This window comes from Pseudomonas sp. ANT_H4, from assembly GCF_008369295.1.
Classification (GTDB): domain Bacteria; phylum Pseudomonadota; class Gammaproteobacteria; order Pseudomonadales; family Pseudomonadaceae; genus Aquipseudomonas.
Genome location: NZ_VOBG01000002.1, coordinates 75,112 through 88,301 on the forward strand (window position 1 = coordinate 75,112; position 13,190 = coordinate 88,301).

The window sequence follows — 13,190 nt, forward strand, 5'->3', positions numbered from 1 at the left end:
AAGAAGCGCGTTATGCAGCTGGTTCGAGGTCTCCACAACCTGCGCCCCCAGCATCGGGGCTGTGTCGCCACTATTGGCAACTTTGACGGTGTTCACCGTGGCCACCAGGCTATCCTGGCCCGTCTGCGTGAGCGTGCGGTTGAGTTGGGCGTGCCCAGCTGCGTGGTGATTTTTGAACCACAACCCCGCGAATTTTTCACCCCAGAGACGGCGCCGGCGCGTTTGGCCCGTCTGCGGGACAAATTGCAACTGCTGGCCGAAGAAGGTGTGGACCGCGTCCTCTGTCTGGCCTTCAACCAGCGCTTGCGCAAGCTCAGCGCCGCCGAGTTCGTCGACCGAATCCTGGTAGATGGCCTTGGCGTGCAGCACCTGGAAGTCGGTGACGACTTCCGCTTTGGTTGCGACCGGGTTGGGGATTTCGATTTCCTGCAACAAGCCGGCGTCACTCAGGGGTTTACCGTCGAAGCCGCGCAAACCGTCGAACTGGACGGCCTGCGTGTGAGCAGTACCCAGGTGCGTAATGCCCTGGCCGCTGCCGACTTCGCCTTGGCCGAGCGATTGCTCGGTCGCCCGTTCCGGATTGCCGGGCGGGTCCTGCACGGGCAGAAGCTGGCGCGCCAATTGGGCACGCCAACCGCCAACGTGCAACTCAAGCGCCGTCGCGTGCCACTGACCGGGGTTTACCTGGTCAGTGTCGACATCGACGGCCAGTCGTGGCCCGGAGTCGCCAACATAGGCGTCAGGCCCACGGTTGCAGGTGATGGCAAGGCCCACCTGGAGGTACACCTTTTGGATTTTTCCGGAGATTTATATGACCGGCGTTTGACGGTGGCTTTCCACCAAAAGCTGCGTGAAGAGCAGCGTTTCGCCTCTCTGGAGGCGCTGAAAACGGCGATCAATGCGGATGTCGCCGCCGCCCGTGCACTAGCCGCACCTAGCGCCAATCGCTAATGAAGAGCCTTAAATGACCGACTATAAAGCCACGCTAAACCTTCCGGACACCGCCTTCCCAATGAAGGCCGGCCTGCCACAGCGCGAACCGCAGATACTGCAGCGCTGGGACAGTATTGGCCTGTACGGAAAGTTGCGCGAGATTGGCAAGGACCGCCCGAAGTTCGTCCTGCACGACGGCCCTCCTTATGCCAACGGCACGATTCACATCGGTCATGCGCTGAATAAGATTCTCAAGGACATGATTATTCGTTCGAAAACCCTTTCGGGTTTCGACGCGCCTTATGTCCCAGGCTGGGATTGCCACGGCCTGCCAATCGAACACAAAGTCGAAGTGACCCACGGCAAGAACCTGGGCGCCGACAAGACCCGCGAACTGTGCCGTGCCTACGCCACCGAGCAGATCGAAGGGCAGAAGTCCGAGTTCATCCGCCTGGGTGTGTTGGGCGACTGGGCCAACCCGTACAAGACCATGGACTTCAAGAACGAGGCCGGTGAAATCCGTGCCTTGGCTGAAATCGTCAAGGGCGGTTTCGTGTTCAAGGGCCTCAAGCCGGTGAACTGGTGCTTCGACTGCGGCTCTGCCCTGGCTGAAGCGGAAGTCGAGTATGAAGACAAGAAGTCTTCAACCATCGACGTTGCCTTCCCGATTGCCGACGAAGCCAAGCTGGCTGAAGCCTTCGGGCTGGCGAGCCTGGCCAAGCCAGCCTCCATCGTGATCTGGACCACCACTCCGTGGACCATCCCGGCCAACCAGGCGCTCAACGTGCACTCGGAATTCACCTACGCCCTGGTGGACGTCGGTGACAAGCTGTTGGTGTTGGCCGAAGAACTGGTCGAGTCGTGCCTGACCCGCTACAACCTGCAAGGTTCGGTGATTGCCACCACTACCGGCTCCGCTCTGGAGCTGATCAACTTCCGTCACCCGTTCTATGACCGTCTGTCGCCAATCTACCTGGCTGACTACGTCGAGTTGGGTGCCGGCACCGGCGTGGTTCACTGCTCGCCCGCCTATGGCGTGGACGACTTCGTGATCTGCAAGCAATACGGCCTGGTCAACGACGACATCATCAGTCCAGTGCAAAGCAACGGTGTGTACTCGCCGTCCCTGGAGTTCTTCGGCGGCCAGTTCATCTTCAAGGCCAACCCGGCGATCATCGACAAGCTGGCGGAAGTTGGTGCGCTGTTGCACACCGAAACCATCAGCCACAGCTACATGCACTGCTGGCGCCACAAGACCCCGCTGATCTATCGCGCTACCGCGCAATGGTTCATCGGCATGGACAACGAGCCTACCAGCGGCGAAACCCTGCGCAAGCGTGCGCTCAAGGCCATCGAAGAGACTCAGTTCGTCCCGGCCTGGGGTCAGGCGCGCCTGCACTCGATGATCGCTAACCGTCCGGACTGGTGCATCTCTCGCCAGCGTAACTGGGGCGTGCCGATCCCGTTCTTCCTGAACAAGGAAAGCGGCGAGCTGCACCCGCGCACCGTCGAGCTGATGGAAGTCGTGGCCCAGCGTGTTGAAGAAGAGGGCATTGAAGCCTGGTTCAAGCTGGACGCCGCCGAGTTGCTGGGTGACGAGGCGCCGCTGTACGACAAGATCAGCGACACCCTCGACGTCTGGTTCGATTCGGGCACCACCCACTGGCACGTCCTTCGTGGTTCGCACTCGATGGGTCATGAGACCGGCCCGCGCGCCGACCTGTATCTGGAAGGCTCGGACCAGCATCGCGGCTGGTTCCACTCGTCGCTGCTGACCGGTTGCGCCATCGATAACCACGCGCCGTACCGCGAGCTGCTGACCCACGGCTTCACCGTCGACGAGAACGGCCGCAAGATGTCCAAGTCCCTGGGCAACGTGATCGCGCCGCAGAAGGTCAACGACACCCTGGGCGCCGACATCATGCGCCTTTGGGTCGCCTCGACCGATTACTCGGGCGAGATAGCCGTGTCCGAGCAGATTCTTGCACGCAGCGCCGACGCCTACCGCCGTATTCGCAATACCGCACGCTTCATGTTGTCGAACCTGACCGGTTTCAACCCGGCCACCGACATCCTGCCGGCCGAGGAAATGCTCGCCCTGGACCGTTGGGCTGTGGACCGTACCCTGTTGCTGCAGCGCGAGTTGCAGGAAAACTACGGCGAATACCGCTTCTGGAACGTCTACTCGAAAATTCACAACTTCTGCGTCCAGGAGTTGGGTGGCTTCTACCTCGATATCATCAAGGACCGCCAGTACACCACCGGCGCCAACAGCAAGGCGCGCCGCTCGGCGCAGACCGCGCTGTATCACATCTCTGAAGCGCTGGTGCGCTGGATCGCGCCGATCCTGGCGTTCACCGCCGACGAGCTGTGGGAGTACCTGCCGGGCGAGCGTAACGAATCGGTGATGCTCAACACTTGGTACGAAGGCCTGACCGAGCTGCCGGCCGATTTCGAGCTGGGCCGCGATTACTGGGAAGGGGTGATGGCGGTCAAGGTTGCCGTGAACAAGGAGCTGGAGGTTCAGCGCGCGGCCAAGGCCGTCGGTGGCAATCTGCAGGCCGAAGTAACGCTGTTTGCCGAGGAAGGCCTGACCGCCGACCTGGCCAAACTGAGCAATGAGCTGCGTTTCGTGCTGATCACCTCGACTGCCAGCCTGGCGCCATTCGTCCAGGCTCCGGCCGATGCAGTGGCCACTGAAGTGCCGGGCCTCAAACTCAAGGTGGTCAAGTCAGCCTTCACCAAGTGCGCTCGTTGCTGGCACTGCCGTGAAGACGTCGGCGTGAACCCGGAGCATCCGGAAATCTGTGGTCGTTGTGTCGACAACATCAGCGGCGCGGGCGAGGTTCGTCACTATGCCTAACCAAGCCGGGCCTAATACAGCCAGTCGTTTCGGACGTCTGGGCTGGCTCGTCCTGAGCTTGCTGGTCCTGGTCATTGACCAGGTCAGCAAGGCTCACTTCGAGGGCACCCTGGATATGTTCCAGCAGATCGTGGTTATTCCTGACTATTTCAGCTGGACCCTGGCCTACAACACCGGCGCAGCGTTCAGCTTCCTGGCCGACAGCTCCGGCTGGCAGCGCTGGCTGTTCGCGCTGATTGCCATCGTAGTCAGTGCGGTGCTGGTGGTTTGGCTCAAGCGCTTGGGGCGCGATGACACTTGGCTGGCCGTTGCGCTGGCCTTGGTGTTGGGCGGGGCGTTGGGTAACCTGTACGACCGCATTGCCCTGGGCCATGTAATCGACTTCATTCTGGTGCATTGGCAGAACCGCTGGTATTTCCCTGCGTTCAACTTTGCCGACAGCGCTATTACTGTCGGTGCCGTGATGCTGGCACTGGATATGTTCAAAAGTAAGAAAACCGGAGAAACCGTTCATGACTGAACAGGTATTGGCTGAGCAACGCATCAGCCAGAACACGGAAGTCACCTTGCATTTCGCACTGCGCCTGGAGAACGGCGACACGGTCGACAGCACTTTCGACAAGGCCCCGGCGACCTTCAAGGTCGGCGATGGCAACCTGCTTCCGGGTTTTGAAGCGGCGCTGTTCGGCTTCAAGGCCGGCGACAAGCGCAACTTGCAGATCCTGCCGGAAAACGCCTTTGGCCAGCCGAATCCGCAAAACGTGCAAATCATCCCGCGCTCGCAATTCAAGGACATGGAACTGTCTGAAGGCTTGTTGGTGATCTTCAACGATGCGGCGAATACCGAATTGCCGGGGGTGGTCAAAGCATTCGATGACGCCGAGGTGACTATCGACTTCAATCACCCGTTGGCCGGTAAAACCTTGACCTTTGATGTCGAAATCATCGACGTTAAGGCTCTGTAACTGACGAAGCCGGTTCCAGCGGGGACCGCAATGTTCCAATCTCTTGCGCTGCAAGACACGAGGCACAGCATGCAAATCAAACTCGCCAACCCCCGTGGCTTTTGCGCCGGCGTGGACCGGGCGATCGAAATCGTCAACCGTGCCCTGGAAGTCTTCGGGCCGCCGATTTATGTGCGCCATGAAGTGGTCCACAACAAATTCGTGGTCGAAGACCTGCGTGCTCGCGGCGCCATTTTTGTCGAAGAACTGGACCAGGTGCCGGATGACGTCATCGTGATCTTCAGTGCCCACGGTGTTTCCCAGGCGGTGCGTACCGAAGCTGCAGGCCGCGGCCTGAAAGTGTTCGATGCCACCTGCCCGCTGGTGACCAAGGTGCACATCGAAGTCGCGCGTTACAGTCGCGACGGTCGTGAATGCATCCTGATCGGCCATGCCGGCCACCCGGAAGTCGAAGGCACCATGGGTCAGTATGACGGCAGCAATGGTGGTGCCATCTACCTGGTGGAAGACGAAAAAGATGTCGCCGAGCTGCAAGTGCATAACCCTGACAAGCTGGCTTTCGTGACCCAGACCACCTTGTCCATGGATGACACCAGCCGCGTCATTGATGCTCTGCGCACGCGCTTCCCTGCCATTGGCGGGCCGCGCAAGGACGATATCTGCTACGCCACGCAAAACCGCCAGGATGCCGTCAAGCAGTTGGCCGATGAGTGCGACGTGGTGCTGGTCGTTGGCAGCCCCAACAGCTCCAACTCCAACCGCCTGCGGGAACTGGCCGAGCGCATGGCAACGCCGGCCTACCTGATCGATGGTGCCGAAGACATGCAGCGCAGCTGGTTTGATGGTGTCGAGCGTATTGGCATAACTGCCGGTGCCTCTGCCCCGGAAGTCCTGGTGCGCGGCGTGATTCAGCAATTGCAGGCCTGGGGCGCTACGGGCGCAGACGAGTTGGCCGGACGTGAAGAGAACATCACCTTCTCCATGCCCAAGGAGCTGCGGGTTCGTTCGCTGCTCTGAGTCCCGTGCTGCCCACGTAGCCACGGCACAGCGGCTGCTCGGTCTTGTTATTGCGCAGGCTGATGCGGCCGGTGGGCGCCAACACCACTTGATACAGGCTCAGTTGCTGGTCCGTGGCACATACATGCACGGTACCCGCACGAAAGCCTCCCGCCGCCGACAATAACGGTTCGCCCAAGCCGCTGAAGCGTATCTGGGTCCTGACCGGTGTATTGCCCACAATGGGTATGCGCCCGCTGTCCTGGCGCTCCAGCAGTACCGGGTTGCCTTCGTCCAGATGTCCACGGCCGTTCAGGTCGAGCACAACTCTCCAGCCCAGGCTCCAGTCATTGTCCAAGGCATGAATGACTACTGTCCGATTGCGTGTGATGGCCTCGGTGCGTGCGTAGCGCAGGCCTGCGGCCAGGGTTTCGGCGGCGCTCTGGCGCCGTTGTGACTCAAGCAGGCCCTTGAAGCTGGGCGCCGCCAGTTGAGCCAGGACGCTACTCAATATCAAACCGACCAGCAGCTCGATCAACGTGAAACCTCGTTGTTTCATGTCTCGTCCCTCCATGGACGTTCTCAGTTTGCCCATTCCTTGTCAGCGCCGGTCTGGGCCGGGGAGACGGGCTGCCAGATGGCAGACATAGTTATAGCGTCGACGTCGGTGTGCCGAATGGTGGCCTTCCTGTCCAAAGTATTTCGCTTTGTTCCCAGATGCAGCGCTGCTCGTGGAGCGACGCTAATCTTGGGCGCACAGGAGATTTACCCCTGCCTTTTGATGACCTTCGACATGGATGACGACGGTAATGAATGCTTGCCCAATAACGCCTTGCCCCCAGCCGATCAGTACCGGGCAAACCGGCATGACCCTGATCGAGGTGCTGGTTTCGGTGCTTATTCTCAGCGTCGGCCTGCTGGGTGCGGTGGTGATCCAGCTTAACGCGCTCAAGTACACCGACAGTTCGCGGATGACCAGCCAGGCCAGTTTTATCGCTTACGACATGCTGGACCGGATTCGCGCCAACTCAGGCGCAGATTACTCATGGTCACAAACGCAGAGCGGTTCCTCCAGGCCCTCAGGGGCCAGCGTTCGTGATTTGGACCTGCATGACTTTGAGGCCAATATCATCCGCTTTGCCGGGGAGAGCGCCAAAGGTTCGGTTGCCATCAATCAGCGGGAGGCGACCATCAGCATCAGTTGGGATGATTCTCGCGCTGCCAATGTCGGCAATACCCGTGAAACCTTCACTCTGGCCAGTCGAGTTGCCGTCGATCCGCGAGCCTTGCAATGAGGCGGCCCTGCCGTGGTTTTGGGCTGATTGAGCTGCTGCTGGCGCTGACCCTTGGATTGGTAGTGGTGATGACCGTTGTCCAGGTGTCCCTTGCCACGCGAAACACCTACGCCAGCCGACATGCGTCGACGTTATTGCAGGACGATGCCCGATTTGTCCTGAGCAAGATGATTCAGGAGATTCGTCTGGCAGGTATGTTCGGTTGCCTGTCCACTGCGTCGATCAGTGATGCCCCGGCTGAGTTTTCCAGGCCTGTTGGTTGGGCTGGTACTGGCAGCTCAAAGGTTCTGACGTTGGTCACGGGCGATGTGGGTAGTGAAGGCAGCAATCCAGATTGGACGGTGCTCTCCAATTGCGTCGAGAGTGCCCGGGCCTATGCTGGCGTGTCACCCAAGCCTGGCCCCGGACAGATCAGCTTTCCCATTCGCAAACTGACTTACACCTTTGAGTCCGGCCAGTTGAAACTCAGTACCCCTTCGACACCGGCCAAGGCAGTTCTGGTGGATAGCGTGCGAGCATTCGAGCTCAGCTTCGGGATGGCCGGCGCGGCAGGGTCTAGTGTTGTGACGCGGTATGACAGTAATCCGGACGATGAATCCCTGGTGCGTAGCATACGTATCCTTCTGACCCTCCAGGATCCTGGAGGTCGCGTACGGGACCAGACCTATAGCGTCGCCGCAGCCCTGCGTAATCGCCTTGAGTAGCCGTGGCATGTCGCGGCAGAGCGGTATGGTCCTGCTGATCAGTCTGGTGTTTCTGCTGTTGTTGACAGTCATCGGTCTGTCCTCGATGCAAGCGGCCACTTTGCAGGAAAAAATCGCCGGCAGCATCAGGCACCGCAACCAATCCTTTCAGGCCGCCGAAAGCGGGTTAAGGCTTGGGGAGTCCGCTGTGCAGGCTCCTGGATTTGCTTTGCAGCCATGTCCCTCGCTAGCCACCTGCGCACCGCCGAAAGAGTCGATTTCGGTGAGTGGGCCAGGAACAGATCCAGTCTCGGCCGTCACTTGGGTCGCTCTAAAGGGGGGCGTCTATGGCATTCAAAATCTGGGACGTGGCGTGGGCTTGGCTCATTTGCCGAACGGAACTTCGGCGACCGTATATCGGGTAACTGCCGCAGGTATCAGCGGCCATTCGCGCACCGTACTGGAGGCCGTGTATGCGCGGGTATCCGTGGGTGATTCTGCAGGGCCCAGGTTTCGACGAGTCATGTGGCGACAACTTCACTAGGTAAGAAGCACGATGAGCAGAGATATCAAAGGTTTTACACTGATCGAGTTACTGATCGCTGTTGCGATCATCGCCATCCTGGCCGGCATTGCCTATCCCGGTTATACCGCTCACCTGAAAAAGGTCTATCGCACGGAAATTGTCGGTCTGCTCACCGAGCAAGCCCAACATCTCGAGCGTTATTACGTGAGAAATGGCATTTTTATTGACGCCAGCGGCGTCAGCGCCGGTAATGATCGCTATAAAATCACGGTGACGTTGAACCCGCAGGATTTCAGCTTGATGGCCACGCCCCTCGCCGGTTCGGTGATGATGGGCGACTCCTGTGGTGACTTCAGCTTGATCAGTACCGGCGCGCGGAGCAATCCGGGTGCTGCGCCCGACATGACTCGTAAAGAGTGCTGGGGGCGATGAGGTAGATGGGCGTGGGGTGCCAGGTGCACTCTTTTCTTTTTATCGGCTGGATCGAAGATGGCTAAGCAACAGCAAGTAGTGGTGGTCGGTGGTGGCGTTATCGGCCTGTTGACGGCGTTCAACCTGGCAACCCAGGGACAGGCGGTGGTGCTGCTGGACCGTTCGGCGGTGGGGCAGGAGGCTTCCTGGGCGGGTGGTGGCATTGTTTCGCCGCTTTACCCGTGGCGCTACAGTCCTGCAGTGACCGCCCTGGCGCATTGGTCTCAGGATTTTTATCCTCAGTTGGCCGAGCGTCTTTTTGCAGCCACCGGAGTGGACCCTGAGGTTCATACCACTGGCTTGTATTGGTTGGATCTGGGCGATGAGGCTGAGGCCCTGGCTTGGGCGGCCCGTGAAGGACGACCACTGAGCAAGGTAGATATTTCGGCTGTCCGTGATGCTGTACCGGTGTTGGGTCCAGGGTTCTCACAAGCTATCTACATGGCGGGCGTGGCCAACGTGCGTAACCCACGATTGGTAAAGTCCCTCAAGGCTGCCCTGCTGGCGTTGCCTGGTGTCACCGTGCATGAGCACTGCGCGGTGGAGGGATTTATTTGTGAGGGTGGCAAAATTGTTGGTGTGAACACGGCGCTTAGTGAGTTTCGGGGTGACCACGTGGTACTCGCCGCCGGTGCCTGGAGTGGCGAGTTGCTGGGTAGCCTGGGGCTGGAGTTGCCCGTGGAGCCGATCAAGGGGCAGATGATTCTGTACAAGTGCGCGTCAGACTTCTTGCCGTGCATGGTACTAGCCAAGCGTCGCTATGCGATCCCGCGGCGAGATGGGCATATTCTGATTGGTAGCACCCTGGAGCATGACGGCTTCAATAAAACAACGACTGACAAGGCGCTGCAGAGCCTGAAAGCCTCAGCTGTGGAGCTGATACCGGCGCTGGCGGATGCTGAGGTCGTGGGGCATTGGGCCGGATTGCGGCCAGGGTCGCCGGAAGGCATTCCCTATATTGGCAAGGTGCCAGGGTTTGATGGGCTTTGGCTAAATTGCGGGCATTACCGTAATGGGCTGGTGCTGGCGCCGGCATCCTGTCAGTTGTTTGTCGATTTGTTGCTGGAGTGCGAGCCGATCATTGACCCCGCGCCGTATGCACCGACAGGGCGGATCTAGACGCAATCCAGGAGCGTGCAAGCCTGCTCCTGGATTATTGCGGCTGAATCAACGCCCGATAGACTTCGGCCCCTGCTCCAGATGCCCCTGAGTGCAATACCACTCCTGACGCGAGCTTAGGGCGTGATCTTGCGGCAAATGCACGCCACAGTGAGCGCAACGGACCATGGGCGCCGCACCTTGCTCGTGGGGCCGTTGTTGCGTCGGCACGGGGCGCTTGAACTTGCGCCATAACCATACCGCGGCAGCAATCAGAGCAATCCAGAACAGTAAACGAACCATGGTCAGTAGCTTCTCGACAAGGAATGCGGCAGTTTAGCCAAGGACGTGACCGGCGCACAGGGGAATAAAGTCGCGCCATAAAAAAGGAGCCCCTGGGGGCTCCTTTTGGCATCGCATCGACCGTTAGTCAAATACGCCAAGCGTCATGTAGCTGAACCACGAGCGGTCTTCGTTATTGCCCAGGGCTTCAGGGGTCTCTTCTTCGATCACGTCTCCGTTCTCGTCATGAGGCTTCAAGTCCGAAGGAATAGAATCCTTGGCATCCTGGTACTGCTTGATCACGTCCTGGTTGGCGCGGGTTTCGCCCGGCGGCAGCGGTGGGCGGGATTCGATCAGGCCCAAGGTGTACTTGCTCAACCACGAACGGTTGTCAGCTTCAGCCACTTGCGGCACGAACTGACCGTCTGTCAGGCTTGGGTGGTCCGGGTAGTTGAGCTTCAAGGTTTCCAAGCTAGTGGTCGCCAGGGCGTCCAGGTGCAGGCGCTGGTAAGCCTCGGTCATCACTGCCAGGCCATCACCCACGGATGGGGTTTCCTGGAAATTCTCCACTACATAGCGACCACGGTTAGCGGCAGCTACATAAGCCTGGCGGGTCAGGTAGTAGTGGGCCACGTGGATCTCGTAGGAAGCCAGCAGGTTGCGCAGGTAGATCATGCGCTGCTTGGCGTCCGGCGCGTAGCGGCTGTTGGGGTAGCGGCTGGTCAGCTGGGCGAACTCGTTGTAGGAGTCGCGCGCGGCACCTGGGTCACGCTTGGTCATGTCCAGCGGCAGGAAGCGCGCCAGCAGGCCAACGTCCTGGTCAAACGAGGTCAGGCCCTTGAGGTAGTAGGCGTAATCCACGTTTGGATGCTGCGGGTGCAGGCGGATAAAACGCTCGGCGGCGGACTTAGCAGCTTCCGGCTCGGCGTTCTTGTAGTTGGCGTAGATCAGTTCGAGCTGGGCCTGGTCGGCGTAGCGGCCGAACGGATACCGCGACTCCAGTGCCTTGAGCTTGGCCGTGGCGCTGGTGTAACTGTTGTTGTCCAGGTCGGCCTGAGCTTGCTGGTACAGCTCGACTTCGCTGAGGTTTTCGTCGACGACGTCCTTTGTTGACGAGCAAGCAGCAGTCATGGCGAGGATGGCGATCAGCAGCAGGTGTTTCACTTGCATGGCGGCTTGCGTCCCTATGACGGCCGCTGTCTTGGGCGGGGCCGTCCTGTTATGATGAGCGCCCCGTTGAAAGCCTCGGGGCAAAAGACGCCGTATTTAACCACAAGCGCGCAGCCGAAACCAAAGGCTGTGCCACGCCTAGTCTGAGCATGTCCGATAAAATTGAACTTAGCGCAGAGGTGCCGTCCGAATTGGGCGGCCAACGCCTCGATCAAGTCGCCGCACAATTATTCGCTGAGCACTCGCGCTCGCGCCTTTCCGCCTGGATCAAAGACGGCCGCCTGACTGTGGATGGAGCGGTTATCCGCCCGCGAGACATAGTCCATGGCGGTGCGATTCTTGAGCTGACTGCCGAGCAGGAAGCCCAGGGAGAATGGATCGCCCAGGACATTGAACTGGACATCGTCTATGAAGACGACGACATCCTGGTGATCAACAAACCCGCGGGCCTGGTGGTTCACCCGGCTGCCGGGCACGCTGATGGCACCCTGCTCAATGCTTTGTTGCACCATGTGCCGGACATCATCAATGTCCCGCGCTGCGGCATCGTGCATCGACTGGACAAGGACACCACCGGTCTTATGGTGGTGGCCAAGACCATTCAGGCGCAGACGCGGCTGGTTATACAATTGCAGAGCCGCAGCGTTAGCCGGATCTATGAATGCATTGTGATCGGTGTGGTAACGGCAGGTGGCAAGATCAACGCCCCTATCGGTCGCCACGGCCAGCAGCGCCAGCGCATGGCGGTGATGGAGGGCGGCAAGCAGGCCGTCAGCCATTATCGCGTGCTGGAGCGTTTCCGTTCCCACACTCATGTGCGGGTCAAGCTGGAAACCGGTCGTACTCACCAGATTCGGGTGCACATGGCCCACATCAACTTCCCGTTGGTCGGGGATCCGGCCTATGGCGGCCGCTTCCGTATTCCGCCGGCGGCCAGTGCGACCATGATTGAATCCCTGAAAACCTTCCCGCGTCAGGCGCTGCATGCACGCTTCCTGGAGCTGGATCATCCGACGAGCGGTAAGCGGATGAGCTGGGAATCGCCACTTCCGGACGACTTTGTCTGGTTGTTGTCGCTGCTCAAGCAGGATCGTGAGGCGTTTATCGGATGAGTGACTGGCTGATTCCTGACTGGCCCGCGCCGGCCGGGGTGAAAGCCTGTGTCACCACTCGTTCTGGCGGCGTCAGTCTGGCGCCGTTTGACAGCCTCAACCTTGGCGATCATGTCGAAGACAGCCCCGAGGCTGTCAGCGAAAATCGTCGACGCTTGACTGATGTCTTCTCTATTCAGCCGGCCTGGTTGCGCCAAGTCCACGGTGTGACTGTGGTCGAAGCCGATCCTGGCCGTATTGCCGAGGCCGATGGCAGTTGGACCAGCACCCCCGGCATCGCCTGCACGGCGATGACGGCTGATTGTTTGCCTGCCTTGTTTTGCAATCGCGCCGGTACTCGTGTCGCCGCAGCTCATGCCGGTTGGCGTGGCTTGGCGGCTGGTGTACTGGAAGCGGCCTTCGAAAGCCTGGAGGTTGCTCCTGCCGAAGTACTGGTCTGGTTGGGGCCGGCCATTGGTCCACAAGCTTTTGAGGTCGGCCCGCAAGTGCGCGAAGCCTTCATGCAGCAATTGCCTATAACGGCTGAAGCTTTCGTTCCCAGCCAAAATCCGGGCAAGTTCATGGCCGACATCTACCAGTTAGCTCGCCTGCGCTTGGCCGCACGCGGCATTACCGCGGTATACGGTGGTGGTTTTTGCACCGTGACTGACCCTCGCTTCTATTCTTACCGGCGCAGCCCTCGCACCGGTCGGTTTGCCTCCCTTGTCTGGCTCGAACGCTAGACTCTTCTGATCTACATCAATCCCGGGCAGCTTGAATCTTCCAGAATCGACCGCATCTATAGGGGTGTCTGGCA

The 13,190-nt window shown here is 59.7% G+C and carries 15 protein-coding genes; 12 read left to right on the forward strand and 3 right to left on the reverse strand.

What is annotated here, in order from left to right; genetic code table 11:
• Positions 1 to 12 precede the first annotated feature (12 nt).
• The 5 genes from ribF (at position 13) to ispH (ending at position 5,778) form a co-directional block, all read left to right on the forward strand.
• Positions 13 to 951, forward strand: a complete 939-nt coding sequence (gene ribF / locus FQ182_RS02930; RefSeq protein ID WP_178114379.1) for a bifunctional riboflavin kinase/FAD synthetase — start codon at positions 13 to 15, stop codon at positions 949 to 951.
• A 13-nt stretch (positions 952 to 964) separates the two neighbouring features.
• Positions 965 to 3,796 carry an isoleucine--tRNA ligase gene (gene ileS, locus FQ182_RS02935; protein ID WP_149410800.1) on the forward strand — a complete coding sequence of 944 codons (2,832 nt, stop codon included), beginning with the start codon at positions 965 to 967 and terminating at the stop codon, positions 3,794 to 3,796.
• Positions 3,789 to 4,316, forward strand: a complete 528-nt coding sequence (lspA, locus tag FQ182_RS02940; protein WP_149410801.1) for a signal peptidase II — start codon at positions 3,789 to 3,791, stop codon at positions 4,314 to 4,316. The genes ileS and lspA overlap by 8 nt, the downstream gene beginning before the upstream one ends.
• 7 nt (positions 4,317 to 4,323) lie before the next feature.
• Positions 4,324 to 4,761, forward strand: coding sequence for an FKBP-type peptidyl-prolyl cis-trans isomerase (fkpB, locus tag FQ182_RS02945; protein ID WP_178114384.1), 438 nt, complete (start codon positions 4,324 to 4,326; stop codon positions 4,759 to 4,761).
• Between the two features lie 69 nt (positions 4,762 to 4,830).
• On the forward strand, positions 4,831 to 5,778 hold the full coding sequence (ispH, locus tag FQ182_RS02950) for a 4-hydroxy-3-methylbut-2-enyl diphosphate reductase (protein WP_149410803.1): 948 nt from the start codon (positions 4,831 to 4,833) through the stop codon (positions 5,776 to 5,778).
• On the opposite strand, the gene FQ182_RS02955 is transcribed toward ispH, so the two are convergent.
• Positions 5,732 to 6,316, reverse strand: a complete 585-nt coding sequence (locus tag FQ182_RS02955; protein WP_149410804.1) for a GspH/FimT family pseudopilin — start codon at positions 6,314 to 6,316, stop codon at positions 5,732 to 5,734. The two genes, ispH and FQ182_RS02955, sit on opposite strands and share 47 nt — an antisense overlap.
• Before the next feature lie 250 nt (positions 6,317 to 6,566).
• On the opposite strand from FQ182_RS02955, the gene pilV reads away from it, so the two are divergent.
• Genes pilV through thiO form a run of 5 tightly spaced genes read left to right on the forward strand, consistent with a single transcriptional unit; the run spans position 6,567 to position 9,851 of the window.
• Positions 6,567 to 7,052 (forward strand): type IV pilus modification protein PilV, encoded by a 486-nt coding sequence (gene pilV, locus FQ182_RS02960; protein WP_149410805.1) that lies wholly within the window; start codon positions 6,567 to 6,569, stop codon positions 7,050 to 7,052.
• Positions 7,049 to 7,756, forward strand: a complete 708-nt coding sequence (locus FQ182_RS02965) for a prepilin-type N-terminal cleavage/methylation domain-containing protein (RefSeq protein WP_149410806.1) — start codon at positions 7,049 to 7,051, stop codon at positions 7,754 to 7,756. The genes pilV and FQ182_RS02965 overlap by 4 nt, the downstream gene beginning before the upstream one ends.
• Before the next feature lie 25 nt (positions 7,757 to 7,781).
• Positions 7,782 to 8,279 (forward strand): PilX N-terminal domain-containing pilus assembly protein, encoded by a 498-nt coding sequence (locus FQ182_RS02970; protein ID WP_256666100.1) that lies wholly within the window; start codon positions 7,782 to 7,784, stop codon positions 8,277 to 8,279.
• A 12-nt stretch (positions 8,280 to 8,291) separates the two neighbouring features.
• Positions 8,292 to 8,693, forward strand: a complete 402-nt coding sequence (locus FQ182_RS02975; protein ID WP_149410808.1) for a type IV pilin protein — start codon at positions 8,292 to 8,294, stop codon at positions 8,691 to 8,693.
• Between the two features lie 57 nt (positions 8,694 to 8,750).
• Positions 8,751 to 9,851: a glycine oxidase ThiO gene (gene thiO, locus FQ182_RS02980; RefSeq protein ID WP_149410809.1), complete on the forward strand. Its 1,101-nt coding sequence runs from the start codon at positions 8,751 to 8,753 to the stop codon at positions 9,849 to 9,851.
• Positions 9,852 to 9,899: 48 nt separating this feature from the next.
• Here thiO and FQ182_RS02985 read toward each other — a convergent pair whose 3' ends face one another.
• Entirely contained in the window at positions 9,900 to 10,133 is a 234-nt protein-coding gene (locus FQ182_RS02985) for a PP0621 family protein (RefSeq protein ID WP_133099969.1), read from the reverse strand.
• A gap of 123 nt (positions 10,134 to 10,256) precedes the next feature.
• Positions 10,257 to 11,282, reverse strand: a complete 1,026-nt coding sequence (locus FQ182_RS02990) for an outer membrane protein assembly factor BamD (RefSeq protein WP_149410810.1) — start codon at positions 11,280 to 11,282, stop codon at positions 10,257 to 10,259.
• A 149-nt stretch (positions 11,283 to 11,431) separates the two neighbouring features.
• On the opposite strand from FQ182_RS02990, the gene rluD reads away from it, so the two are divergent.
• Positions 11,432 to 12,394 carry a 23S rRNA pseudouridine(1911/1915/1917) synthase RluD gene (rluD, locus tag FQ182_RS02995; protein ID WP_149410811.1) on the forward strand — a complete coding sequence of 321 codons (963 nt, stop codon included), beginning with the start codon at positions 11,432 to 11,434 and terminating at the stop codon, positions 12,392 to 12,394.
• The gene (pgeF, locus tag FQ182_RS03000) at positions 12,391 to 13,116 is read left to right on the forward strand and encodes a peptidoglycan editing factor PgeF (protein ID WP_149410812.1); all 726 of its coding nucleotides are present in this window, start codon (positions 12,391 to 12,393) and stop codon (positions 13,114 to 13,116) included. The genes rluD and pgeF overlap by 4 nt, the downstream gene beginning before the upstream one ends.
• The last annotated feature ends 74 nt before the right edge of the window (positions 13,117 to 13,190 follow it).